This window comes from Streptomyces sp. NPDC044106, from assembly GCF_056433985.1.
The window spans coordinates 195406-219287 of the sequence record NZ_JBWKFZ010000009.1; the positions used below are offsets into that span (position 1 = coordinate 195406).

General features: G+C 70.4%; 25 protein-coding genes and 1 tRNA gene. 11 read left to right on the forward strand and 15 right to left on the reverse strand.

Going from position 1 to position 23882, the window contains the following annotated elements; genetic code table 11:
• Positions 1-113: 113 nt before the first annotated feature.
• Complete coding sequence (locus tag AC07DI_RS18205; RefSeq protein WP_150477940.1) at positions 114-296, forward strand: hypothetical protein; 183 nt, start codon at positions 114-116, stop codon at positions 294-296.
• Positions 284-529, forward strand: a complete 246-nt coding sequence (locus tag AC07DI_RS18210; protein ID WP_478905198.1) for a DUF7848 domain-containing protein — start codon at positions 284-286, stop codon at positions 527-529. Before AC07DI_RS18205 ends, AC07DI_RS18210 begins: the two co-directional genes overlap by 13 nt.
• Positions 530-1428: 899 nt before the next feature.
• Here AC07DI_RS18210 and AC07DI_RS18215 read toward each other — a convergent pair.
• Positions 1429-1926, reverse strand: coding sequence for a GntR family transcriptional regulator (locus AC07DI_RS18215; RefSeq protein WP_070321130.1), 498 nt, complete (start codon positions 1924-1926; stop codon positions 1429-1431).
• Positions 1927-2089: 163 nt separating this feature from the next.
• Between AC07DI_RS18215 and AC07DI_RS18220 the strand changes: the two genes are divergently transcribed.
• From AC07DI_RS18220 to AC07DI_RS18245, 6 genes are all read left to right on the forward strand, one after another.
• The gene (locus tag AC07DI_RS18220) at positions 2090-2446 is read left to right on the forward strand and encodes an SCO3933 family regulatory protein (protein ID WP_055527149.1); all 357 of its coding nucleotides are present in this window, start codon (positions 2090-2092) and stop codon (positions 2444-2446) included.
• 110 nt (positions 2447-2556) lie between these two features.
• On the forward strand, positions 2557-3963 hold the full coding sequence (locus tag AC07DI_RS18225) for an FtsK/SpoIIIE domain-containing protein (protein WP_478905199.1): 1407 nt from the start codon (positions 2557-2559) through the stop codon (positions 3961-3963).
• Between the two features lie 48 nt (positions 3964-4011).
• Positions 4012-4701: a DUF2637 domain-containing protein gene (locus tag AC07DI_RS18230; RefSeq protein WP_478905200.1), complete on the forward strand. Its 690-nt coding sequence runs from the start codon at positions 4012-4014 to the stop codon at positions 4699-4701.
• 144 nt (positions 4702-4845) lie between these two features.
• Positions 4846-6297 carry a replication initiator gene (locus tag AC07DI_RS18235; RefSeq protein WP_478905201.1) on the forward strand — a complete coding sequence of 484 codons (1452 nt, stop codon included), beginning with the start codon at positions 4846-4848 and terminating at the stop codon, positions 6295-6297.
• A complete protein-coding gene (locus AC07DI_RS18240) occupies positions 6294-6488 on the forward strand; it encodes a helix-turn-helix transcriptional regulator (RefSeq protein ID WP_478905202.1) in 195 nt (64 codons plus the stop codon). The genes AC07DI_RS18235 and AC07DI_RS18240 overlap by 4 nt, the downstream gene beginning before the upstream one ends.
• On the forward strand, positions 6482-7891 hold the full coding sequence (locus AC07DI_RS18245; protein WP_478905203.1) for a tyrosine-type recombinase/integrase: 1410 nt from the start codon (positions 6482-6484) through the stop codon (positions 7889-7891). Before AC07DI_RS18240 ends, AC07DI_RS18245 begins: the two co-directional genes overlap by 7 nt.
• Before the next feature lie 133 nt (positions 7892-8024).
• Here the strand turns inward: AC07DI_RS18245 and AC07DI_RS18250 are convergent.
• Positions 8025-8106: transfer RNA gene (locus AC07DI_RS18250), tRNA-Tyr, on the reverse strand.
• 195 nt (positions 8107-8301) lie between these two features.
• Here AC07DI_RS18250 and AC07DI_RS18255 point away from each other — a divergent pair.
• Positions 8302-8790 carry a YajQ family cyclic di-GMP-binding protein gene (locus AC07DI_RS18255; protein WP_384250509.1) on the forward strand — a complete coding sequence of 163 codons (489 nt, stop codon included), beginning with the start codon at positions 8302-8304 and terminating at the stop codon, positions 8788-8790.
• A 120-nt stretch (positions 8791-8910) separates the two neighbouring features.
• Here AC07DI_RS18255 and AC07DI_RS18260 read toward each other — a convergent pair whose 3' ends face one another.
• From AC07DI_RS18260 to AC07DI_RS18320, 13 genes are all read right to left on the reverse strand, one after another.
• A complete protein-coding gene (locus tag AC07DI_RS18260) occupies positions 8911-9177 on the reverse strand; it encodes a GlsB/YeaQ/YmgE family stress response membrane protein (protein WP_384250522.1) in 267 nt (88 codons plus the stop codon).
• Between the two features lie 235 nt (positions 9178-9412).
• Positions 9413-9808 carry a YccF domain-containing protein gene (locus tag AC07DI_RS18265; protein ID WP_478905204.1) on the reverse strand — a complete coding sequence of 132 codons (396 nt, stop codon included), beginning with the start codon at positions 9806-9808 and terminating at the stop codon, positions 9413-9415.
• Positions 9805-10668, reverse strand: a complete 864-nt coding sequence (gene htpX / locus AC07DI_RS18270; RefSeq protein ID WP_384250526.1) for a zinc metalloprotease HtpX — start codon at positions 10666-10668, stop codon at positions 9805-9807. Before htpX ends, AC07DI_RS18265 begins: the two co-directional genes overlap by 4 nt.
• A 162-nt stretch (positions 10669-10830) precedes the next feature.
• Positions 10831-12366: an NADH-quinone oxidoreductase subunit N gene (locus AC07DI_RS18275; protein ID WP_478905303.1), complete on the reverse strand. Its 1536-nt coding sequence runs from the start codon at positions 12364-12366 to the stop codon at positions 10831-10833.
• A 2-nt stretch (positions 12367-12368) separates the two neighbouring features.
• Entirely contained in the window at positions 12369-14141 is a 1773-nt protein-coding gene (locus AC07DI_RS18280) for an NADH-quinone oxidoreductase subunit M (RefSeq protein WP_478905205.1), read from the reverse strand.
• Between the two features lie 6 nt (positions 14142-14147).
• A complete protein-coding gene (locus tag AC07DI_RS18285; RefSeq protein WP_478905206.1) occupies positions 14148-16157 on the reverse strand; it encodes an NADH-quinone oxidoreductase subunit 5 family protein in 2010 nt (669 codons plus the stop codon).
• Positions 16154-16579, reverse strand: a complete 426-nt coding sequence (nuoK, locus tag AC07DI_RS18290; protein WP_384250533.1) for an NADH-quinone oxidoreductase subunit NuoK — start codon at positions 16577-16579, stop codon at positions 16154-16156. The genes AC07DI_RS18285 and nuoK overlap by 4 nt, the downstream gene beginning before the upstream one ends.
• On the reverse strand, positions 16579-17154 hold the full coding sequence (locus AC07DI_RS18295) for an NADH-quinone oxidoreductase subunit J family protein (protein ID WP_478905304.1): 576 nt from the start codon (positions 17152-17154) through the stop codon (positions 16579-16581). Before AC07DI_RS18295 ends, nuoK begins: the two co-directional genes overlap by 1 nt.
• A gap of 5 nt (positions 17155-17159) precedes the next feature.
• A complete protein-coding gene (locus AC07DI_RS18300) occupies positions 17160-17771 on the reverse strand; it encodes a NuoI/complex I 23 kDa subunit family protein (RefSeq protein ID WP_384250535.1) in 612 nt (203 codons plus the stop codon).
• Positions 17771-18739 carry a complex I subunit 1/NuoH family protein gene (locus tag AC07DI_RS18305; protein ID WP_384250537.1) on the reverse strand — a complete coding sequence of 323 codons (969 nt, stop codon included), beginning with the start codon at positions 18737-18739 and terminating at the stop codon, positions 17771-17773. Before AC07DI_RS18305 ends, AC07DI_RS18300 begins: the two co-directional genes overlap by 1 nt.
• Complete coding sequence (locus AC07DI_RS18310; protein ID WP_478905207.1) at positions 18736-19863, reverse strand: NADH-quinone oxidoreductase subunit C; 1128 nt, start codon at positions 19861-19863, stop codon at positions 18736-18738. Before AC07DI_RS18310 ends, AC07DI_RS18305 begins: the two co-directional genes overlap by 4 nt.
• A complete protein-coding gene (locus tag AC07DI_RS18315; RefSeq protein ID WP_478905208.1) occupies positions 19860-20525 on the reverse strand; it encodes an NADH-quinone oxidoreductase subunit B in 666 nt (221 codons plus the stop codon). Before AC07DI_RS18315 ends, AC07DI_RS18310 begins: the two co-directional genes overlap by 4 nt.
• Positions 20516-20905 (reverse strand): NADH-quinone oxidoreductase subunit A, encoded by a 390-nt coding sequence (locus AC07DI_RS18320; RefSeq protein ID WP_384250546.1) that lies wholly within the window; start codon positions 20903-20905, stop codon positions 20516-20518. Before AC07DI_RS18320 ends, AC07DI_RS18315 begins: the two co-directional genes overlap by 10 nt.
• A 226-nt stretch (positions 20906-21131) precedes the next feature.
• Here AC07DI_RS18320 and AC07DI_RS18325 point away from each other — a divergent pair, with 226 nt between their 5' ends.
• Positions 21132-22340 carry a sensor histidine kinase gene (locus AC07DI_RS18325; protein WP_478905209.1) on the forward strand — a complete coding sequence of 403 codons (1209 nt, stop codon included), beginning with the start codon at positions 21132-21134 and terminating at the stop codon, positions 22338-22340.
• Between the two features lie 158 nt (positions 22341-22498).
• Positions 22499-23857, forward strand: a complete 1359-nt coding sequence (locus AC07DI_RS18330) for a sensor histidine kinase (protein ID WP_478905210.1) — start codon at positions 22499-22501, stop codon at positions 23855-23857.
• Positions 23858-23882: the final 25 nt, after the last annotated feature.

Sequence of the window (23882 nt, forward strand, 5' to 3'; positions counted from 1 at the left end):
ACCGACTGCTTACGGGGCGACGCGGACGCTCCGATTTGGCGTCAATCCGCTCCGTCAGCGAGTAGGAGGCAGAAGTGATCGACGACGCGTCCCTTCCGGCTGTCGGCACCCTCATGGTCGATACGCGCACTGGCAAGACCGGCATAGTCACCGGACACGAGGGCCCGTACGTGCAGCTTCGTCCGTCTGGCGGGGGCACCGAGTGGGATGTCCCTCCCGACGCGCTTCGACAACCCACCCAATCCGAAGGGATGAGCTCCAAGGTGGCGGTCGCCAACAGGCGGTGGGGATTGTGAGCACCCGGGCGGTTCTGAGGTTCGAGAATTGGACCCTCGAACCCGACGTCGAGCCCGACTCGGAGCCAGTCACCTACGCCATGCAGTGCGCTGTGGACGAGGAGACGTCACCGGCCAGCGAGGACTGGGTGACGCCTCAGGACTGGGTTCTGAAGCACTGCGGCAAGCATCCCTCCCACCACACCTACCGGGAGATCATCACGCGCCCCTGGCGGGCCTGGAGGCAGCCTTGATGCGACGAGCGATCGCGTGGCTGGGGCAGTTCACCGGGCCTCTGTTGATCATCATCTCCGGTTCCTGCGGCCTGGTCATCGGCTTCACGCTGGCGACCGGCGCCCTGCCTCTCTGAACCCTCACCCGACAACGAAAGACCGGACCACCCCTCAGCCTGGACAGCATTCCGGGTGGTCCGGTCGAGGAATCCCTGTTCAGGACCCCGGTGCCGATGGTACCGGGGTGATCGGCGTGCCCGAACGCGGGTTCGGCTGCAACCCCGGCTCCACACAGTCGAGTCGGAGAGGAAACAACATTGCGGCGCGGCCCGTGCATCCCCAGTTCTGACCTCAGCCACCGAAAGTCAGCCACGACGGCGGGACGGCCGAACGAGCACCCGCCACGTATGCCTCCAGCAACCCCGTCCCGGTCTCAGCCACGCTGCCTCAATGTGTCACGGCCCTCGCCGTCGACCGGCCTTGGCGTTGCGGACGCGGCCTCGGTTCGGCGCTCGTCGGCCTGGTCCTGGTGCTCGAAGTGGTCGAGTTGCTTCCTGGTCCCCTCGACCGCTTCGGCGTTGTTGCGCGCTGAGTGGCGGGGGGCCGCCGGAGCGGTGGCGGAGACATGGAGCGGCGGCGGCCCCCGGCCGCCAGCGCGCGCGGCACGCCGCAGGCGGGCCGCCTTGATCCAGTAAAGAAACTCTGAACAGCTCCGCTGCGCTCGGGCTCGCGCAGCACGCACCGATGGCATGGCAGCGAACGGGGAGACATGTCCGACCAGGTAAGCCAGATAGAAGGGGAGTTGAGCGTCATTCACAGCCCGGAGTCCGCAGAGGTGTCTGCTCTGGTCCGTGAGATCGCGGCCATGGTGGCCAGGCTCAGCCGTGAGACGCGGGAGCTACGGCACGAGGTAGCACGACTCAGGACCGCGGATCGCGTCGAGCCTTCTTCAGCTCCTCGACTTCCCGGCGCAACTCCTGATGCTCGGCGCTGAGTACGCGGATCTCGTCGCGCAACGCGGTGAGCACTTCAGCGAGGGAGGGCGGGGCCGTTTCCGAAGTCCGGGGCTCGCTGCCCTCGCTCTCGCCGTCCGCTGGCTCACGCTCGGGGTCGTTGGCCAGGTACCAGGCGGGCGGGGTGTAGTCGATGGCGAATTCGCCCGCGCTGTCGGCGACGGCCACATCAGCGACGAAGCTGCCGCGGCCGTGAATGGTGTAGATCAGCCCCTCGTCCCGCAGCACGTTCAGAGCGCTTCTCGCGGTCATGTTGGCGACCCCGAAGCGCTCTTGCAGCTCGCGGACGGGCGGCATCTGCTCACCGGGCTTGAAGCGGCCTTGCATGATCTCGCGCCGGAGCTCGTCGGCTGCGTGCTGATACGGCGGCCGGCGGTCCTGCTTCTTGTCTGGCGCGGGAGTCATGCCCTCAGAGTAGCCATCCCTAGCTGCCCTAGCACACCCCGCTGACATAGGTCACTACATACCTAGCTCACCCTTCATACTTGACAGTGCTAGGTCACCGAGGTTCTATAGATCGCACCTCACCGCCTCGTGGTGAGGCTTCTACCGAAGGGACTCAACTGTCATGGCTCGTATCCGTGTTGGCCTGCTCCCGACCGCCGCGTTCATGGTCGGCACCCTGCCGGTGCCCAAGTACGCGGACGCCGAGAAGACCCAGTTCGCGACCGACCGTGAGACAGGCGCGAAGTTGATGACGATCACCCTCTTCTTCATGGAGGAGGACCGCGCCGAGGCCCTGAAGATCACCGTTCCGGAGACCGGGCTCCCCAACGGCCTCAAGCCGGGACTGCCGGTGAAGCCGGTGGAACTGTTCGCCACCCCGTGGGCCCGCATCTTCAACGGCTCGCTGGCGGACGGCATCGCCTACCGCGCCGACCGCATCGACCTCCTCACCCCCGCCCCGGCCGCCGACGCGGCGTGAGCAGCCCCGCCCTCCGGTCCGGCGCTGAACGCGACCATCCGTCGCCTCACGCCGGGCCGGGCGCCCGCCCCAGTGCACTGCCCTTCCTCGACTACTCCAAGGAGCAATGAATGTCCGTGCAGGAGGTGTTCGGCATAGCCCCGCTCGTCGTACAGCTCGGCCTCGCCGTGATGGCCGTGTGGGCCGTGGTGTGGGTGGTCCGCTACGTGCGTGCCGACGCCATGACCCGACAGTCCATCCGTCAGGCCGTGCGCGTGCGGTGGGGCTGGAAGCGGCTCGCGCCCATGCTGAAGCTGTCGGTCACGGACAAGACTCCGACCGCGCTGGCATCTATGGCCAACACGACCAACAGGCCGGTCAAGCCCCGCGTGCTGATTCCGGCTCTGAAGGTCCGGCACGACGCGTACGGGGTGATCGCTCGGGCGACGTGCCTGCCCCGTGTCGGTCTCGAACAGTTCCAGAAGGCGGCTCCGCACCTGGCCGACGCCTGGGGCTGCACACGGGTCGCGGTCACCCAGGACAAGCCCGGACAGGTCGTCATCCGTGGTGTCCGCCTCGACCCGCTGAAGATCCCTACCGAGCATCACCCGACGGGTGAGGTGCCGGACGAGATCGCCCGGTGGGACCTGGGCGTGGACGAGTACGCGCAACCGGTGTCCGTGGACCTGACCCAGGTGCCCGGCGTGACTGTGGCTGGCCTTCCAGGCTTCGGGAAGACCTCGCTCATCAACCGTCTGATCTGCGACTGGGCACCTTCGCCCACGGTGCAGTTTGTGTGTGCCGACGGCAAGGTATCGACCGCCCGGGAGGGGGACTACGCCCACCTCGTGAAGCGGATGTTCGCCTTCGTCGGTGACGACCTCGAAGAGGCCAACGCCCTCTTCCGGCGCCTGGTGGACCTGCGCCGTGCCCGCGTCTCGGCCGCCGAACGCGTCCTGGGCGTCCAGAGCATGTGGGAGGTCGGGCCGTCCGCGACATGGCCGCTCGTCGTCGTGATCATCGACGAAGCGCACACCTACTTCCGCGACCACAAGGGCAGCGACCCCAAAACGAAAAAGCTGGCCGCTCTCGCCGCCGAGAACGCCCGGCTCGTCGAGGACCTGGTCAAGAAGGGCCGCAGCACGGGCATCCTCACCATCCTTGCCACCCAGAAGTCCACGGGCGACGCCATCCCCACGTTCATCCGCGACGTGTGCCCCATCGGCCTGTCCTTCGCCCAGAAGACCGCAGAAGCGGCCGTCGCCGCCCTCGGCGAGGACATCAGGGAGTGGCCCCACGCCAACCCGATCAATCTTCAGGACCGCTCCTACGTCGGCGTGGCCTCCATGAATCACCAGTCACAGCCCGGCTTCACCCGCATCCGCACGCCCTACGTCTCCGGCAAAGACAGCACGGCCATCGCCGAGCAGACAGCCCACCTCGCCGCCGACCCGGCCGACTTGCTCGCCGCCCGCCTCCCCGGCCTCGACCTCACCAAGCCGGGCCCGGGGGACACCACCCCGCCCATGGCGGCCTGACCGGCCACACCACCCGTCGCGTCCTCGCCCGGAAGGAGGTGAACACCCATGACTGAGGACCGCATCACTCAGCGCACCATCACCGCCGTGATGATCGTGATCGCCGCCCTGGCGTTCGTCTTCTCCTTCGGCAACGTCTGGTCCCTGGCCCTGCGCCTGGGCGTCCCCGCCCCCATCGCCCCGCTCATCGCACCGATGGTGGACCTCTCCGTGGTCGGCCTCCTCGTGGCCCTGCGCTATCTCTCCCTGCGCGGCATCCCGCCCGAGCAGACGACGGCCGCCACCCGCCTCATGCACGTCTCCGGCCTGCTGACCTTGGCCCTCAACGTCGCCGAACCCATTGCCGCCGAGCACTACGGCCGCGCCGCAGTCGACGCCGTGGCCCCGCTACTGCTCCTCGGCTGGGGAGCCGTCGGCCCGCAGCTCCTCCGCTGCTTCCACGCAGTCGCGAACGAGCCCGCCGCGCCAGCCACGGAACCCCCGACGGTTCCCGTCCCGGCGCCCACGCCTGCGGCCCCCACTGTCGACCAGGCACCCGCGCCCGGCCTGCCCGAGCCCTCGACCACGCCCGCACCGGCCGCCCCCGCGCTGAAGGTCCCCGAACCGCTGCTGACCGAAGCGCGCTCCATCGCCGCATCGCACCGTGCCGAGCACGGCGAGCCCATCACTGCGGCTCAACTCAAGATGCGCCTGGCCATCGGACTGCCCATGGCCACTGCCCTCCACGCGGCCCTGTAACTCCCCCCGCCGGCCTCCCCGGCGTTCCCCCTCCTCGCCCGCCCCGGGCCCAGCCAGTCATGCCTGCGGACAGCAGCCCGAGCGCACTGAATCACTGCTGCCCGCAGGCCCCACCTTCACGTCAGACGGGAGACCCCGCCACCCATGCGCCGCCACCTCGACCTGCACCACGTGCTCAGCCCCGGCCTGCGGGACCTGATCGCCCTGGCCAACACAGACAACTTCGGCCGCGTCACCGAACAGGTCCGCGACCTGCGCGGCTGCACGAACCCCGTCAACCTCCACGGCTGGACAGTCACCACCGACCAGACGACCAAGGAAGTCGTCCGCTCCTACCGCTCCGAGGACGAACCGACCGGACGCCTCCTCACCACCTGCGGCAACCGCCGCTCCTCCCGCTGCCCCGCCTGCTCGCGGGTGTACGCAGCCGACACCTACCACCTGATCAAAGCTGGACTCTCCGGCGGCAAGAACGTCGCCGAAACCGTCCGCGACCATCCCCGCGCCTTTGTCACCCTCACCGCCCCGTCCTTCGGCCCCGTCCACAACCGCAAGACCGACCCGGCAGGCAAGCCCCGCCCCTGCGCCTGCGGCACCCACCACACCGAAGACGCGCCAGAACTCGGCACACCGCTGCACCCGTCCACCTACGACTACACCGGCGCCGTGCTCTGGAACGCCCACGCAGGACAGCTCTGGGCACGCTTCACGATCTACCTCCGCCGAGCCCTCGCCGCCCACCTCGGCATGACACAAGAAGCCCTACGAACCGGCCTGCGTATCTCCTTCGCGAAGGTCGCCGAGTACCAAAAACGCGGCCTGGTCCACTTCCATGCCGTGATCCGCTTCGACGGCCCCAGCGGTCACACGAGCGCCCCTCCTCCGTGGGCCACCTTCGACGCCCTGAACGTCGCCGTCGGCCTGGCCGTCCGCCGCGCTCGGCTCACGGTCGAGTCCGACGCCATCGGCGAACGGATCATGACCTGGGGCGAACGGTTCAAGGTCGACCCCATCACCGCCCTCGGCGACGGCGAACTAACCGACGCCAAAGTCGCCGGATACGTCGCCAAGTACGCCACCAAGAACGCTGAAGGCGCGGGCACCGTGGACCGCACCCTCGTTTGCCGCCCCTGCAAGGGACGCGGCTACGTACGCGGACCGGACAGCTTCCTCGACCTGTGCCCCGACTGCGACGGCACCGGGCAGGCCGAACGCATCAAGGCGCTCCCCATCCAGCACCACGCCCGTCAGATGATCCGTACCGCCTGGGACCTCGGCCACCTCCCAGAGTTCGCCCACCTCAAGCTCTGGAAGTGGGCCCACATGCTCGGTTTCCGGGGCCACTTCTCCAGCAAGTCCCGCGCCTACTCCACCACCCTCGGCGCCCTGCGCGACGTGCGCCGGGCCTGGCGCCTCGCCACCGCCCGCACCCGCCGCGGCCTCCCCGACGAAGAGCCCACCACCCTCGTCACCGACTCCGCCTGGACCTTCCTCGGCACCGGCTACCGCCCCGGCGAAGAACTCCTCGCCGCCCACGTCCGCCACGACCAAGCACTCAAGCAACGCGCCAAGACGGAAGGAGACCCGTGGCTGTGAGCGCCACCCGAGACCCCAAACTCACCCTCGCGGAAGCGCTCGACGAGCTCGGCATGTCGCGGGCGGCCTTCTACCGGCTACGCGCACGCGGCAAGGCACCCCGGCTCCTGAAGCTCCCCAACGGCCAGATCCGCATCCGCCGTTCTGACCTGGACTCGTGGTGGGACGCCTGCGAGGTATCCGCATGCTGACCTACGACGTGCGTGTCTACAGCATCGAGACCCGCCGCGACCGCCCCAAGCCCTACCGCGTTCGCTGGCTGGTCGGCCCGCAGAAGCACTCCAAGAGCTACACACTCAAAGCTCAGGCGGACGGTCGTCGCTCCGAGCTGATGGCCGCCATGCGCAAGGGCGACCAGTTCGACGTGGAGACCGGCTTGCCCACCTCCGAACTCCGAACGTTGCACGGGTCCGTGACCTGGTACGAGCACACACGCTCGTACGTCGACCGCAGATGGGACCGTCTTCCCGCGAAGTCCCGCCGGAACGACGCGGACGCTCTTGCCACCATCACCCCCGCTCTGGTGAAGACGACCGTTGGCCGGCCCCCCGCTCGCGCGCTCCGCACTGCCCTGTACGGATGGGCGTACAACAAGAGCCGCTGGGGACAGGAGCATCCCGCCGAGGTCGCGCAAACGCTGCGCTGGTTGGAGAAGAACTCCGTACCCGTCTCCGCACTGGAAGACCCCGGGACGATCCGGTTGGCACTGGACGCACTGTCGACACTGCTGGACGGCTCCCCCGCCGCCGGACGTACGGCCAACCGCAAGCGGGCCTGCCTCAGCGACGTACTCGGGCTCGCGGTGGAACGGCGGTACTTCAGCGTTCCCGTGAACCCGCTGACCACGGTGAAGTGGACGCCCCCGAAGTCAGCGGAGGAGGTTGACCCCGCGAGCGTCGCCAACCCTCGACAGGTTCAGAAGCTGCTCGAAGCCGTGCGCGCACAGGGCGACCGCGGCGCCCATCTCGAAGCCTTCTTCGGGTGCCTCTACTACGCCGCCATGCGCCCCGCTGAAGCCGTGGGCCTGACCGCGTCGCAGTGCCACCTTCCCAAGCACGGCTGGGGGCGGCTCACGCTTCGTGGCGGCATCGTCCACGCAGGACACGGCTGGACGGACGACGACCGGGCCCACCAGCACCGCCACCTGAAGGCACGAGCAGCCCGGGACTCGCGGGTGGTCCCGATCCCGCCGCACTTCGTGGCCATGCTCCGGTGGCACATCGCGCGCTTTGGCTCCGCCCCGGACGGGCGGCTCTTTCGCACGAGTCGCGGAGGTGTGATTCAAGACACGGGCTATGGCGAGGTCTGGGCAGAAGCCCGGAGCTCCGCCCTCTCCCCCATTGAGGTGGCGTCCCCGCTCGCTCGTCGTCCTTACGACCTCCGGTGTGCCGGGGTGTCCTTCTGGCTCTTCTCCGGAGTCGACCCGATGGAGGTCGCCCGTCGGGCCGGGCACTCCGTGGCCGTGCTCCTCCGGGTCTACGCGAAGGTCCTGGCGCAAGCGCAGGAGCGAGCGAACCGCCAGATAGAAGCTGGCCTGCGGGAATGGCACGGAAGTGACTCATCCCCCGGGGGACGCCTGGGGGACACGCGCTGATCAGGGCCGGGCCACCCCGAGATCCAGTGAGACAAGCCACGCGTTTCGACCAGCGTTCGAATCCACGTGTTCGGATACGAAGAAACCCCCTCAGATCAACGTTTCCGCAGATCGGAGGGGGTTTACCTTCATGTGGCGGCGCCAGGATTCGAACCTGGGAAGGCTGAGCCGGCAGATTTACAGTCTGCTCCCTTTGGCCGCTCGGGCACACCGCCGGGTTTGCTGCCTGCTCCGCTTTCGCGGCGCTCCGTGGCAACGACGTAAACGATACCTGATGCCCAGGGGTGCTTCGCCACCCGATTGATCGACACCCCGCGCGGGGGCGGTGGCTAGGCTTTGCGGATGCGGCCGGCGTCAGAGGGCCGTGTATCCGCTGAGTACGCACACCCCGATACAAGGAGCCACAGGACATGGCCGACTCCAGTTTCGACATCGTCTCGAAGGTCGAGCGGCAAGAGGTCGACAACGCCCTCAACCAGGCCGCCAAGGAGATCTCGCAGCGTTACGACTTCAAGGGCACGGGCGCCTCGATCTCGTGGTCCGGCGAGAAGATCCTGATGGAGGCGAACGGCGAGGAGCGGGTCAAGGCGATCCTCGACATCTTCCAGTCCAAGCTGATCAAGCGGGGGATCTCGCTGAAGTCGCTGGACGCGGGCGAGCCGCAGCTGTCCGGCAAGGAGTACAAGATCTTCGCCTCCATCGAGGAGGGCATCTCCCAGGAGAACGCCAAGAAGGTCGCCAAGGTCATCCGCGACGAGGGCCCCAAGGGCGTCAAGGCGCAGGTCCAGGGCGACGAGCTGCGCGTCAGCTCGAAGAGCCGCGATGACCTGCAGGCCGTGCAGGCGCTGCTCAAGGGGCAGGACTTCGACTTCGCGGTGCAGTTCGTGAACTACCGCTAGTACTGCCACCAGCACTGCCGCCGGCAATGGCGGTAGTCACTGTCGTACGACGACGGAGGGCGGGCGCCCCGTGCCGGGTGCCCGCCCTTGCTGCTGTCCCCGAGGCCGGGGAACGGCGTCTCAGCGCCGTGAGTGGCCGAACAGGATGCGGTAGGCGATGAGCAGGACGAGAGAGCCGCCGATGGCCGCCGCCCAGGTGGCGCCGTCGTAGAAGTGGTGGGCGACCGGGCGGTCGAGGTAGCGGGCGGAGCCCCAGCCGCCGACGAAGGCGCCCGCGATGCCGATGACGGTCGTGCCGATGAAGCCGCCCGGGTCGCGGCCGGGCAGCAGCAGTTTGGCGATGGCTCCGGCCAGCAGTCCCAGAACGATCCAGCTGATGATGCCCATGCGGTGACCTGCCCTTTCTCGCGCGGTGAGCTTGGTGCGCCGTTGCCCTGGAAGACGTCACTCCGCAGCGGTGCGGTTGCGGTGATCCACGAGGTGCGGCACACGCCACAGCGGCCGTTGTCGCCGGAGAGGAGCCAGCCGCTTAACCGGGGCGTCGATGAACCAGGCGTGCCGCGGCTCGCCGCCGTTCGGCTCGAAGAGCAGGACCCGGGCGCCGTCGGGAGAGGGCGAGCGCCTAGTGGCGCGCGGCGAACGGCTCGTCCGTGCGGACGATCTCGCGGCCGAGCGGCAGCAGGGAGACCGGGATCAGCTTGAAGTTGGCGATGCCCAGGGGGATGCCGATGATCGTGACGCACAGGAGGAAGCCCGTGACGATGTGGCCGATCGCCAACCACCAGCCCGCGAGGATCAGCCACAGCACGTTGCCGAGGCAGGAGGGGGCGCCCGCGTCGCGGCGCTCAACCGTCGTGTAGCCGAAGGGCCACAGGGCATAGCGGCCGATGCGGAAGCTGGCCAGGCCGAATGGGATGCCGATGACCGTGACGCAGAGCAGCGCGCCCGCGACGAGGTAGGCGAGGAACATCCAGAAGCCACAGAGGACGAGCCATATGACGTTGAGGATTGTCTTCACCGGTGACGACCTGCCATCTGCTCGAGTCGGGCAATGCGCTCCGCCATCGGCGGGTGCGTGGAGAACATCTTGGACATGCCCTGCCCCGGGCGGAAGGGGTTGGCGATCATCATGTGACTCGCCGTCTCGAGACGGGGCTCGGGCGGCAGCGGCAACTGCTTTGTCCCTGCTTCGAGTTTACGCAGGGCGCTCGCGAGGGCCAGGGGGTCGCCGGTGAGCTGCGCGCCGGACGCGTCGGCCTCGTACTCCCTGGAGCGGCTGATCGCGAGCTGGATGATGGAGGCCGCGAGCGGGCCTAGCAGCATGATCAGGAGCATGCCGAAGATGCCGGGTCCTTCGTTGTCGTTCGAGCGGCCGACGGGGATCAGCCAGGCAAAGTTGACCAGGAACATGATCACGGAGGCCAGGGCGCCGGCGACCGAGGAGATCAGGATGTCGCGGTTGTAGACGTGGCTGAGCTCGTGGCCGATGACACCGCGCAGTTCGCGTTCGTCGAGGAGGCGCAGGATGCCGTCGGTGCAGCACACCGCCGCGTTGCGCGGGTTGCGGCCCGTCGCGAACGCGTTCGGCGCCTCGGTGGGCGAGATGTACAGGCGCGGCATGGGCTGGCGGGCCTGGGTGGAGAGCTCGCGGACCATGCGGTACAGCTCGGGGGCCTCGAACTCGCTCACCGGGCGGGCGCGCATGGCGCGCAGGGCGAGCTTGTCGCTGTTCCAGTACGCGTAGGCGTTGGTGCCGAGCGCCACGAAGAGCGCGACGACCAGCCCCGTACGCCCGAAGAAACTGCCGATGACGAGGATGAGCGCGGACAGTACCCCGAGGAGTACGGCGGTCTTCAGCCCGTTGTGCCGGCGGTGCACGGTACGCCCTCCTGGTGGTGCGTGGGGGAACCCTCTGCTGACTGGTGCTTCCACTGTTCAGTGGACCCTCCCGTACTGGTCAACGCCAGGCGGGGAGCACTAGTTCCCTTGTGCACGTACGAGCGATGTAGGCCGCGCGGGTGACGGCGGCCGGGCGCCGCGTCAGAACAGGCCGGTGTCCGAGAAGCGCAGGATCAGCTGGGGCGCTCCGGAGAGTGCGATGCCGAGGACCGCCGTCAGCGCGATGGCCGCGGTGAGCGGGGCCGGGACGCGGTGCTTGACCGGCTCGCCCTCGGGGGCGCGGAACAGGAGTGCGGTCCACCGCAGGTAGTAGTAGAGCGCGATCACGACGTTCACGGCCATCACCACGGCGAGCCAGCCGAGGCCCGCGTCGACCGCGGCCGAGAAGACCGTGACCTTCGCGAAGAGGCCGATGATGCCGGGCGGCAGGCCCGCGAGGCAGAGCAGGAAGAAGCCGAGGACGAGTGCGGCCAGCGGGCTGCGCGCGTACAGGCCGCGGTAGTCGCTGACGCGGTTCAGACGCCGGGTGCGGCCGACGAGTGCGGCCACGGCGAAGGCGCCCAGGTTCACGGCGGCGTACATCAGGGCGTACGCGACGGTGGAGCCGACGGCCTTCTCTGCGGCGGCCTCGTTGTCGGCGTAGCCGGCCGCGGCGATCGGCACCAGGAGGTAGCCGGCCTGGCCGACGGAGGACCAGGCGAGCAGGCGGACCGCGCTGTACGCGCGCGTGGTCTGCTGCCGCAGGGCCGCGACGTTGCCCGCGGTCATGGTGAGGGCGGCGAGGACGGCGAGGGCCGGGCCCCAGACGTCCGCGTACGAGGGGAAGGCGACGACGGTGACGAGGATGAGGCCGGAGAAGCCGACGGCCTTGCCGACGACGGAGAGGTAGGCGGCGACGGGCAGGGGCGCGCCCACGTAGGTGTCGGGTACCCAGAAGTGGAAGGGGACGGCCGCCACCTTGAAGGCGAAGCCGACGAGGGTGAGGGCGACGCCGGTCTGGGCCAGGGTGTGCAGTTGTCCGTCGACGTCCTGGAGCTTGGTGGCGACCTCGGTGAGGTGCAGGGTGCCGGTCGACGCGTACACGAAGCTGACGCCCATGAGGCTCACGGCGGTCGCGGTGACCGAGGAGAGGAAGAACTTCAGGGCCGCTTCGGAGGAGCGTTTGTCGCCGCGTCGCAGGCCGACGAGCGCGAACGCCGGCAGGGAGGCCACTTCCAGGGCGACGATGAGGGTCGCGAGGTCGCGCGACGCGGGCAGCAGGGCGGCGCCCGCCGCGGAGGAGAGCAGCAGGAACCAGTACTCCCCCGCGGGCAGTTCGTCCCCGGAGTCCTTGAGCGTGCTCATGGAGAGCAGCGCGGCGAGCAGGGCACCGCCGAGGACGAGGAGCTGGATGACGAGGGTGAAGCGGTCGGCGGTGTAGCTGCACGCGTGCGTGGCGCCACCGGTCAGGCAGAAGGTCGAGCGGTCGTCGTCCAGGAGGGGCAGCAGGGACAGCGCGGCAACGGCCAGGCCCGCCACGGAGATCCAGCCGAGGAGCGCCTTCTTGCGGGTTCCCACGAAGAGGTCGGCCACGAGCACGACGAGGCCGACGACCGCCGCGATGGTCGGCGGTGCGATCGCGAGCCAGTCGACGGACTGGACCAGGTTTGCCGCGCTTTCGGCGCTCTCGGCGGCCACGGTCACGACTTGCCTCCAGTGAGGAGCTTCTGCACGGCCGGGTCGGTCAGGCCGAGGAGAGCCGCGGGCCAGAGTCCGGCGAGGACGGTGAGGGCGACGAGCGGGGTCCAGGCGGCGAACTCGTAGCCGTGGACGTCGGCGAGTGCGGTGGGGCCGGGTGCGTCGGCGAGCTTGGCGGGGGTGGGACCGCCGGTGACCGGCTCGGGGGTGGGACCGTCGGCGGGTGGCCCGGAGGTGGATCCGTCGGTCGCGGGCGCGGCGCTCGTCAGCTCGGCACTCGCGGGCGCGGCGCTCGTCGGTCCGGCACTCGCGGGCGCGTCGGTCGCGGCCCGCGGCACCGGGCCCATGCAGACCCGGCGTACGACGATGAGCATGTACGCGGCGGTGAGCAGGGTGCCGAACGCGGCGATCGCCATGAAGGTGCGGAAGGCGGGGCGGCTCAGGCCGTCGGCGGGGTCGAACGCGCCGAACAGCGCGAGCATCTCGCCCCAGAATCCGGCCAGTCCCGGCAGGCCGAGCGAGGCGACGGCGCCGAACGCGAGGAGCCCGCCGAGGCGCGGTGCCCTGCCGTAGAGCGCCGCGCCGGACTCCTGGGCGAGGGAGTCGAGGTCGGTCGTGCCTGTGCGGTCCTTCACCGCGCCGACCAGGAAGAACAGCAGGCCGGTGATGAGGCCGTGGGCGATGTTGGCGAAGAGCGCGCCGTTCACGCCGGTCGGGCTCATCGTCGAGATGCCGAGCAGGACGAAGCCCATGTGGCCGACGGAGGAGTACGCGATGAGGCGCTTGAGGTCGCCCTTCGCGCCCTGCTTGGCGAGCGCGAGGCAGGCCAGGGATCCGTAGATGATGCCGACGGCCGCGAAGGCGGCGAGGTAGGGCGCGAACTCCCGCATTCCGTCGGGGGCGATGGGCAGGACGATGCGGACGAACCCGTACGTACCCATCTTCAGCAGGACGCCGGCCAGCAGGACGGAGCCGACGGTCGGCGCGGCGGTGTGGGCGTCCGGCAGCCAGCTGTGCAGCGGCCACATCGGCGTCTTGACCGCGAGCCCGATCCCGATCGCCAGAACCGCGATGACCTGCACGGATGTGGTCAGGCCCCGGCCGTTGTCAGTGGCGAGTGCCACCATGTCGAATGTGCCGGACTTGAGTCCGATCAGAAGGAGGCCGAGCAGCATCACGACGGAACCGAGCAGCGTGTAGAGGATGAACTTCCAGGCAGCCTGGATGCGTTGCGCACCGCCCCAGCGGGCGATGAGGAAGTACATCGGGATGAGCACCATCTCGAACGCCAGGAAGAACAGCAGCAGATCGAGGACGGCGAAGGTCGCGAGGGTGCCGGACTCGAGCATGAGGATCAGGGCGACGAATGCCTTGGGGGACGGCCCGGTCGCCCGCGGCGTCGGCCGCTCGTGCTGCTGCTTGAAGTAGGAGTAGAGGGCGCAGAGGAACGTCAGCAGCGCGGTCAGGACCAGAAGGGGGAGCGAGATGCCGTCGATGCCGAGATGGATGCGCACGTCGAGTGCGGGGATCCAGCTGATATCGGTCGTGGCCTGCATCTTCGACGGCTGGTCGTGGTCGAAGCCGAGCGCGAGGACGATCGCGGCGAGCAGGATCGCCCCGGTCACGGCCACCCCGTGCCGCAGTACGGCTTGGTCGGGCGATTTTCCCTTCAGCCCGGGCGGGGCCGGAAGCAGGGCCGCCACGGCGCCGATGAGCGGGCCGACGACGATCAATGCCAGAAGAAACTGCATCACGGACTCACTGATACCGATCACGGCTGCTCACGCTCCGGCGGTGGCGACGAGGACGGCGGCGACGGCCAGGACGACCGTGCCTGCCAGCAGCGCGCTCAGGTAGGTCTGGACATTGCCGGTCTGCGCACGGCGGACGGCCGCGCCGAGCCAGCGGGGAACGGCGCCCGCGCCGCGCACGTACGTCTCCACGACCTCGCGGTCCAGGAAGCGGACGAGGGTCGCGGCGGCCCGGACGGGGCGTACGAACAGGGCGGCGTAGACGGCGTCGAGGCGGAAGCCGACGGCGGCGTGCCGGTGCAGCGGTCCCAGGAGCAGGCGGCCGGGGTCGGCCGGGTCGCGGGCCGACGCGACGTCTCCGTACGCGGGGGCGTGGGTGGCGATGGCCTCCGCCTCGACCAGGCCGCCGTCGCCATCCGGGTCCGCGGCGACCGCGCCCATCGGGACCTTGGCGGCGAGCGCCGTGGTGTGGCGCCACGCGCCGTAGGTGACCAGGACACCGACGAGCGCGAGGCCCGTGCCGAGGACGGAGGTGGTGAGCGTGGGGGCGAGCGAGTGGCCGTCGAACCAGTCCGGCAGGACGCCGACGGCGAGACCGAAGGCGAGGGAGGGGACGGCGAGCACCCACAGCACGGTGGTCATGGTGACGGGCTGCCTGCCGTGGTCGGGCGCCTCGGGGCCTCGGCCGTTGAAGGCGAGCAGCCACAGGCGCGTCGCGTAGGCGGCGGTGAGGAGGGCGGTGAGCAGACCGGCGACGAGGACGATCCAGCCCGCCGCGGTGGGCACGGACCCGGTGTGGCCCGTGGCGGTGTGTTCGGCGGCGCCGAGCACCGCCTCCTTCGAGAAGAAGCCGCTGAAGGGCGGGATCGCGGCGAGCGCGAGGAGCGCCACGGTCATCGTCCAGTACGCGTCGGGGACGCGGTCGCGCAGGTTCTTCATACGGGACATGGCGGCGAGCGAGTTGGTGCCGGCGGCGTGGATGAGCACGCCCGCCGTGAGGAAGAGCAGCGCCTTGAAGGCGCCGTGCGAGAGGAGGTGGAAGACGGCGGCACCGCGGTCGCCGACGGCGAGGGCGCCGGTCATGTAGCCGAGCTGACCGATCGTCGAGTACGCGAGGACGCGCTTGATGTCGTCCTGGGCGAGCGCGGCGAGGGCCGAACCGGCCATCGTGACGGCGGCCATGACGGCGAGGACGACCAGGGCTGCCGCGGAGGCGGCGAAGACGGGGAGGAGCCGGGCCACGAAGTAGACCCCGGCGGCGACCATCGTCGCGGCGTGGATCAGCGCGGAGACGGGCGTGGGGCCTGCCATCGCGTCGGGCAGCCAGGTGTGCAGCGGGAACTGCGCGGACTTGCCCGCCACCCCGGCGAGCAGCAGCAGGGCGATGAGCGTCGGGTGGTCGAGGCCGCCGTCGGCGACGCTCGCGAGGATCGTCGTGACGCGGAAGGAGCCGGTGTCGGCGGCGAGGGCGAACAGGCCGATCAGGAAGGGGACGTCGCCGAGCTTGGTGACGAGGAAGGCCTTCAGGGAGGCGGCGCGCGCCTCGGGGGTCTCCCAGTAGTGGCCGACCAGGAAGTACGAGCAGATGCCCATGATCTCCCAGCCGACCAGGAGCACCATCAGGTCGCCGGAGTAGACGACGAGCAGCATCGCGGAGGTGAAGAGGGAGACGAGAGCGGCGTACGAGGGGTAGCGCGGGTCCTCGCGGAGGTAGCCCGTCGAGTAGATCTGCACGCAGGACGCGACGACGCCCACCAGGACGGCGACGAGGGCGGCGAAGCCGTCGATGTGCAGGGCGAGTTCGATGGGAACCGAGCCGGTGGGGGTGAGCTCGGTGGCCGCGTCGAGGGAGGCCTGGCCGCCGCCGGTGCCGCCGCCCTGGCGGACGGCCACGAGGACGGCGAGCAGCAGGGCCGTCAGCGTGGGCAGCACCGCGAGGGGGCGTACGAAACCGGGGACCCGGCGGCCGAGCAGCAGGCCGGCGGCGGCGCCGAGGAACGGGAGGAGGGGGACGAGGACGGCGAGGGTGGTCGTGGTCACGCGGTGGCCTCAGCCTTCTGCGTCGGCGTCTGCGTCGGCTTCTGCGCCCGGCCGGGCTCTTCGGCGGCCGCGCCCTCGGGGTCGTCGTCATCGCCGTCGGGGTCGTCCGGGCCCTCGGCGGTGTCGCGGAGGTCGTCGACGGCGGAGCTGCCGCGGTTGCGGTAGACGGCCAGGACGATCGCGAGGCCGATGCCGATCTCGGCGGCGGCGATGGCGATGGTGAAGAGGGTCAGGGCCTGCCCTGCGTGCAGGGAGTCGCGGAGCCAGACGTCGAAGGCGACCAGGTTGAGGTTGACGGCGTTGAGCATCAGCTCGACGGACATCAGGACGAGGATCGCGTTGCGCCGGGCGAGCACGCCGTACAGGCCGACGCAGAAGAGGAGGGCGGCGAGGACGGCGGGGTAGGCGAGGTGGAGGTGCATCAGCTGTTCTCCTCCCGGTCCTGGGCGGCGGCGTTCTTGCGGGACAGGACGATGGCGCCGACGAGGGCGGCGAGGAGGAGGACGGAGAGCGCCTCGAAGGGGAGCACCCAGTTCCGGAAGAGCATCGATCCGGTCACGTCGGTGGAGCCCTGGGCGGCGCCGTCCAGGTCGATCACCGTGGTGCGGAACGCGTCCACGACGACCCAGACCAGGGCCGCGGCAGCGACGAGGGCCACCGCGAAGGCGACCGGGCGGTTGCCCGAATCGGCGTCCGGGGAGCGGCCGATGGGCGCCCTGGTGAGCATCAGTCCGAAGAGGAGGAGGACGACCACGGAACCGACGTAGATGAGGACCTGCACCCAGGCGATGAACTCGGCCCGCAGCAACAGGTACTCGACGGCGAGCCCGCCGAGCGCCACGACCAGCCACAGGGCGGCGTGCACCAGCTGCTTCGTGGTGACCGTGATGACCGCCGCGCCGAGCGTGACGAGTCCGACGAGGAGGAACGCGATCTCGACGCCTGTCGGGGAGAGGAAGCCGGGTGTGCCGGCGGCGAGGCTCACCGTGCTCACCATCTCGTTCACGACGCACCGCCCTTCGATTCGGGCCCGGTGGCCGGCGGCTCGGGAGCGGTTGCCTCGCGGACGATCGGCTCGGGGGCCGTCACCTCGGCTGCGGCCAGCTTCTCCGCGGTCTTGCGGGCGGCGGCGAGTTCCTTCGGGTCCTCGGCGCCGGGGTCGAGGGCGGGCGGCGCCGGGACCGTCCACATCCACTCGCGGAGCTTGTCGCGCTCGTGGGTGAGTTCGTGGATGTCGGTCTCGGCGTACTCGAACTCCGGGGACCAGAAGAGCGCGTCGAAGGGGCAGACCTCGATGCAGATGCCGCAGTACATGCAGAGGGCGAAGTCGATGGCGAAGCGGTCGAGGACGTTGCGGCTGCGCTCGCGGCCGCCGGGGGCGGCGGGCGGGACCGTCTCCTTGTGGGAGTCGATGTAGATGCACCAGTCCGGGCACTCGCGGGCGCACAGCATGCAGACCGTGCAGTTCTCCTCGAAGAGGCCGATGACGCCACGGGTGCGGGGCGGCAGTTCGGGCTGATGCTCCGGGTACTGCTCGGTGACGGTCTTCTTCGTCATCGTGCGGAGGGTGACGGCGAGGCCCTTGGCGAGGCCTGACCCTGGGACCGGGGGCATCAGTTGATCGCCACCTTCACGATTCCGGTGAGCGCGATCTGCGCGAGGGCGAGCGGGACGAGGAGGGTCCAGGAGAGCTTCTGGAGCTGGTCCTCGCGGAGACGGGGGTAGGACACGCGCAGCCAGATGACCACGAAGGCGAGCACGGCCGTCTTGAGCAGGGTCCAGACCCAGCCGAGGCCGTCGGCACCCCACGGGCCGTGCCAGCCGCCCAGGAACAGGACGGTGGTCAGGCCGCTCAGGACCACGATCCCGGCGTACTCGGCGAGGAGGAAGAGGGCGAAGCGCAGGCCCGTGTACTCGGTGTAGGCGCCGAAGATGATCTCGGAGTCGGCGACCGGCATGTCGAAGGGCGGGCGCTGGAGTTCGGCGAGGCCCGCGATGAAGAACACGAGCGCGCCGACGATCTGCCAGGGCAGCCACCACCACTCGAAGGCGTCGACGATGCCGGGCAGCGAGACCGTGCCCGCGGCCATCGCGACCGAGGCGGCGGCGAGCAGCATCGGGAGTTCGTACGCGAGGAGCTGGGCGGCGGTGCGCAGACCGCCGAGGAGGGAGAACTTGTTGGCGCTGGCCCAGCCGGCCATGAGCGAGCCGAGTACGCCGACGCCCATCACCGCGAGCACGAAGAAGATGCCCGCGTCGACGACCTCGCCGACCGCGCCTTCGCCCGGGCCGATCGGGATGGCGATCAGGACGAGGAGGTAGGGCAGGAGAGCGATGGCGGGGGCCAGTTGGAAGACGCGGCGGTCGGCGTCGGCCGGTACGACGTCTTCCTTCTGGGCGAATTTCACGCCGTCGGCCACGAGTTGGGCCCAGCCGTGGAAACCGCCCGCGTGCATCGGGCCGAGGCGGCCCTGCATGTGGGCCATCACCTTGTGCTCGGTCTGGCCGACGACGAGGGGCAGGACCAGGAAGACGGCGAAGACGATGACGAGGCGCAGGGCGACGTCGAGGGCGTCGTTCACTCGGTGCCTCCTCGGCGTTCGCCGTCCTGTTCGCCGTCTTGGGAGTCCTCGGTGGGGGCGGGCTGCGGCTCGGGTGCGGGTTCAGGCTCGGGCCTGGCTTCCGTACCCGGCTGCTTCGGCTCCGGTTCGGCGGCGTCGTCGAACGCCGGGCGGGCGTGGTGCCAGGGGGCGTCGGAGCTGCGCGGGGCTGACGGCGGCGTGACCTTCGGGCCGGCCACCGGCTCCGGCTCCGGCTTCCCAACAGGCACGGCCCCCGAATCCGGCCCCGAATCCGGAGTCGGTGCCGGAGTCACCGCTCGCTGCGACGCGGACCCCTGGCTCACGCTGCGCGAACGCCTCGGGGGACGCGCCGGTGCCTCCGGTTGCTGGGTCTCCGCGGGCTGGGTCCCCGCGGGCTGGGTCCCCGCAGCCTGCGTCTCCGCAGGCGCAGGCGCCGCCTGGCTCGCCGAACCCTCGCTCGCCGTACGCGTACGCCGTACCGGCCGTTCACCGGACGCCGATGCCCCCGCGCGGCCCGCGCCACGGCCCGCGCCGCGCGCCGGACGGGCCGGAGCCGCGGGGAGCTGCCCCTTCAGGGGGCCCCACTCGTTGGGGTCGGGTACGCCGGGCGGCAGCATCTGGCGGCGCTTGGGGCCGCCGTGATCGGACTCCCCCGGCTCCTTGGCGCCCGGCCAGGCCTTCGCCACGCGGGCGGCGAGGACGAAGTCCTTGCGGAGGGGGTGGCCCTCGAAGTTCTCGGGGAGGAGTAGGGGGGTCAGGCCGGGGTGGCCCTCGAACGTCACGCCGAACATTTCGTGCGTCTCGCGCTCGTGCCAGGCCGCGCCCGCGTAGACGTCGACGGCGGAGGCCAGTACCGGGGCCTCGTGCGCGACCGTCGTGCGGAGCAGGAGGCGGCGTACCGGCGAGAGCGCCACGACGTGGGCGCAGATCCGGAAACCGGTGCCCGGCTCGTCGACCGCGCTCAGCCAGTCGAAGTAGGTGCAGGCCAGCGTGGTGCGGGCGGTTTCGAGGGCGGTGGTCCACGTGGCGGGCGGCACGTCGACGGTCAGTACGCCGTACGACTCCTCGGCCGTCGCCTCCGCGCCGAAGAGCTCCTCGACGGGGCTCGGCAGCCAGCCGGTCACCGGTCGCCCTCCCCTTCACCCGTCGGCCGTTCCGTCACCGGGGCCGGGTCCGGGGCCGGGGCCGGGTCCGTCAACGGCTCCGGACCCCGGACCAGATCGCTGCGCAGCGCCGCCGTGGAGGGCCGCGCCCCGTTCCCGTACCGCTCCCCCAGCGACTCCCGCGCGATCTTCTCCTGGAGCTTGAGGATGCCCTGGAGCAGCGCCTCGGGCCGCGGCGGGCACCCGGGGACGTACACGTCGACGGGGATGATCTGGTCGACGCCCTTGGTCACCGAGTACGAGTCCCAATACGGGCCGCCGCAGTTGGAGCAGGCGCCGAAGGAGATGACGTACTTCGGCTCGGGCATCTGCTCGTACAGGCGCTTCACCGCGGGCGCCATCTTGTCCGTGACCGTGCCGGAGACGACCATCAGGTCGGCCTGGCGCGGTCCCGGCGCGAACGGGATGACGCCGAGCCGGATGAAGTCGTGGCGCGCCATGGAGGCCGCGATGAACTCGATGGCGCAGCAGGCGAGGCCGAAGTTGAAGACCCAGAGCGAGTACCGGCGGCCCCAGTTGAGGACCACCTTCATCGGCTCGGGGGCGAGGCGGGAGAGCACACCGAGCTTCTTGGGCCCGACGGGATCGGGCAGGAGCACGGGCTCCGAGGGGGTCACGTCCACGTCAGGACGCCCTTCTTGTATGCGTACAGCAGGCCCACGGCGAGGAAGCCGAGGAAGATGAACATCTCCACGAGCGTCGCGGCGCCGTAGCCGGGCGCGGCGAAGACCGTCGCCCACGGGAAGAGGAAGATCGAGTCGACGGCGAAGATCACGTAGAGGAACGCGTAGACGTAGTAGCGGACCTGGGTGTGGGCCCAGCCGTCGCCGACCGGGTCGACCCCGCACTCGTAGGTCAGGAGTTTCTCCGGGGTGGGCACGACCGGGCGCAGCAGCCGTCCCGCGCCGAAGGCCACGGCGACGAACAGCACGCCCACGACGGCGAGCAGTCCGACGACGGAGTACGACTGGTAGTAGCTTGCCGCGACGTTCGTCACGTGCACGTCAGCCCCTCACTCCCTGACCGCGCTCGATGCCGGTCCCGTTCACTCCGTGACCGCCCTGATCCGGTCCCGTTCGACGATCTGTACGCACGGGAGTCTAGGGCCTGCTAAAGATTCGGTAAGCAGAGCGTCACGCATCTGTCAGGGCCGAGGTGGGGTTATCCCCCGGGTGCCCCGGCAGGGGCCCTCATGGCGTCGCGGCGGCGGGCCGGGCACTCTGGCGCTTATGACCGCACGCACCATGCCCTCGCACGACCCCTCGCAGGACGACCGGCCGCCACCCGCGCGTTTCGCCTACGACCGGCACACCTGGAAGGAGATCGCCCACCTCCTGGTGAACCTCCCGGTGGGCATCGTCGGCTTCGTCTACGCGGTAACCGTCCTGGCCCTGGGCATCGGCCTGACGGTCACGGTGGTCGGCCTGCCGGTGCTCGCCGCTGGGCTGCTCGGCGCGCGCGCCCTCGGCCGGGCCGAACGGGCGCGGGCCCGGAAGCTGCTCGGTGTGCGGATCGACGAGCCGAGCCCGATGCCGGGGCACCGCGGGCAGGGTTTCCTCGGCCGGATGTGGGCGAGCCTGAAGGACCCGGTGGGCTGGCGCACCATGCTGTACGCGTTCATCCGGCTGCCCTGGGGCGTCCTCACCTTCGCCGTCACCGTCACCGGGCTCTTCGTGCTCTGGCCGGTACTGCCCTTCGTCGTGCGCGTCCTCGCCAACGCCGACCGGGCGATGGCGCGCGGACTGCTCTGCCCCTCCGACGAGTTGGAGAAGCGCATCGCCGAACTGGAGTCCGACCGCGGGGTGGTCGTGGACACCGCCGCCGCCGACCTGCGCCGCATCGAACGCGACCTGCACGACGGCGCGCAGGCCCGCCTCGTCGCCCTCGCCATGGGCCTCGGCCTCGCGAAGGAGAAGCTCCTGGAGGACCCCGACGCCGCGGCCACCATGGTCGACGAGGCGCACGGCGAGGTGAAGCTCGCCCTCCAGGAGCTGCGCGACCTGGCCCGCGGCATCCACCCGGCCGTCCTCACCGACCGCGGCCTGAACGCCGCCCTCTCCTCGGTCGCGTCGCGCTGCACGGTGCCGGTGAAGGTGACCGCCGACCTGCCGGCGCGCCCGGCGGCCGCCATCGAGGGCATCGCGTACTTCACGGTCTCCGAACTCCTTCAGAACATCAGCAAGCACAGCGGCGCCAGGGCGGCGAGCGTCGAGGTCTGGCGGTCGAAGAAGCGGCTGCTCATCCGGGTGTGGGACGACGGGCGCGGCGGGGCGCGGCTCGACGGCGGTACGGGCATGGCGGGCCTCGCGGACCGGCTCGGCGCGGTGGACGGGCTCTTCGTCATCGATTCGCCGGTGGGCGGTCCCACGACGGTCACGGCGGAGCTGCCGTGGCGGGACCGGTCGGCGGACGACGCGCCCGGCTCGCGCCGCCACTGATACCGGGCCACTGATACCGGGTCCCCTCCCGGAGGTAGGGAAAACCCCCGGCCGAAGACGCCGACCCACTCCATGGTCCAAGACCGCCGCGCCAGCGACTCTTGAACCAAGGCAACAGACACAACCGCAGACGCAGACAGCAGAAACGGACGGCAGCGATGGCCACGGGCTATGGACAGGGGTACACGCACATGGACCGGCCGGAATTCCGGGGTACGGACGCCGAGGAGCGGCGCCACCGCCTGCCCGCGGGGCTGCGCGCCCCTCTTGAGGCCCGCACCTGGCGGGAGTTCGGCTACACGATGCTGAGCCTGCCCATCGGCATCACGTCCTTCGTCTTCGCCGTCGTCTCGCTCTCGCTCGGCGCGGGCCTGCTGATCACCTTCATCGGCGTCCCGGTGCTCGCGGCAGGACTGGCCGGCTGCCGCGGCATCGGCGCCCTGGAGCGGACGCGGGCGCGCGCGCTGCTCGGCCTGGAGGTCGCGCCGCCGGAGCCGCTGCGCCCCAAGGGCGGCGGCCCGATGGCGCTCATGGGGGCCGTCCTCAAGAGCGGCGCCTCCTGGCGGCACCTGCTGTACGCGCTGCTGATGCTGCCTTGGTCCCTCTTCTCGTTCACGGTGTCGCTCGTCTTCTGGGCGTACGGCTGGACGATGCTCACGTACCCGCTGTGGTTCTGGCTCTTCCCGATGTACGGCGGCCAGGGCGGCATCCAGCTCTTCGGTGACGACAACCACCGCATCTACCTCGACAACCCCTTCGAGATCGGCCTCACCGCCGCGACCGGCCTCCTCATCACGCTGGCCACGCCGTGGATCCTGCGGGCGTTGACGACGGTGGACCGTGTGCTGGTGTTCGGGCTGCTCGGCCCCTCGCGGCTCGCGACCCGCGTCGTCGAGCTGGAGTCGGACCGCGGTGTCGTCGTGGACACCGCCGCCGCCGACCTGCGCCGCATCGAACGCGATCTGCACGACGGCGCGCAGGCCCGTCTGGTCGCCCTCGCCATGGATCTGGGTCTGGCCAAGGAGAAGCTCGCCGAGGACCCCGAGGCCGCGGCGCGCATGGTGGACGAGGCGCACGGTGAGGTGAAGGTCGCCCTTCAGGAGCTGCGCGACCTCGCCCGGGGCATCCACCCGGCCGTCCTCACCGACCGCGGCCTGGACGCCGCCCTCTCCTCGCTGGCCGCCCGCTGCACGGTGCCGGTCCAGGTCGAGGTGGACCTGACGAGCCGCCCGGCGGCCGCCATCGAGGGCATCGCCTACTTCACGGTCTCCGAACTCCTTCAGAACATCAGCAAGCACAGCGGCGCGAGGACCGCGGGCGTCGACGTCTGGCGGGCCGAGGACCGGCTGATGCTCCAGGTCACCGACGACGGCACGGGCGGCGCCGACATCTCGGCCGGATCCGGCCTCGCGGGCCTCGCGGAGCGGCTCGACGCGGTGGACGGGATCCTGGTGGTCGACTCCCCGGTGGGCGGCCCCACGACGGTCACGGCGGAGCTGCCGTGGCGTCAGGGCTGAGCCGGGCCCGCCCGTACCGAACAGA

Coding starts and splice junctions, on each gene's coding strand:
- AC07DI_RS18220 (WP_055527149.1), top strand. CDS start 2,090: ATGGCTCGTATCCGTGTTGGCCTGCTCCCGACCGCCGCGTTCATGGTC.
- AC07DI_RS18215 (WP_070321130.1), bottom strand. CDS start 1,926: ATGACTCCCGCGCCAGACAAGAAGCAGGACCGCCGGCCGCCGTATCAG.
- AC07DI_RS18235 (WP_478905201.1), top strand. CDS start 4,846: ATGCGCCGCCACCTCGACCTGCACCACGTGCTCAGCCCCGGCCTGCGG.
- AC07DI_RS18205 (WP_150477940.1), top strand. CDS start 114: ATGGTCGATACGCGCACTGGCAAGACCGGCATAGTCACCGGACACGAG.
- AC07DI_RS18230 (WP_478905200.1), top strand. CDS start 4,012: ATGACTGAGGACCGCATCACTCAGCGCACCATCACCGCCGTGATGATC.
- AC07DI_RS18255 (WP_384250509.1), top strand. CDS start 8,302: ATGGCCGACTCCAGTTTCGACATCGTCTCGAAGGTCGAGCGGCAAGAG.
- nuoK (WP_384250533.1), bottom strand. CDS start 16,579: ATGCACCTCCACCTCGCCTACCCCGCCGTCCTCGCCGCCCTCCTCTTC.
- AC07DI_RS18300 (WP_384250535.1), bottom strand. CDS start 17,771: ATGCCCCCGGTCCCAGGGTCAGGCCTCGCCAAGGGCCTCGCCGTCACC.
- AC07DI_RS18260 (WP_384250522.1), bottom strand. CDS start 9,177: ATGGGCATCATCAGCTGGATCGTTCTGGGACTGCTGGCCGGAGCCATC.
- AC07DI_RS18225 (WP_478905199.1), top strand. CDS start 2,557: ATGTCCGTGCAGGAGGTGTTCGGCATAGCCCCGCTCGTCGTACAGCTC.
- AC07DI_RS18330 (WP_478905210.1), top strand. CDS start 22,499: ATGGCCACGGGCTATGGACAGGGGTACACGCACATGGACCGGCCGGAA.
- AC07DI_RS18245 (WP_478905203.1), top strand. CDS start 6,482: ATGCTGACCTACGACGTGCGTGTCTACAGCATCGAGACCCGCCGCGAC.
- AC07DI_RS18325 (WP_478905209.1), top strand. CDS start 21,132: ATGACCGCACGCACCATGCCCTCGCACGACCCCTCGCAGGACGACCGG.
- AC07DI_RS18295 (WP_478905304.1), bottom strand. CDS start 17,154: ATGGTGAGCACGGTGAGCCTCGCCGCCGGCACACCCGGCTTCCTCTCC.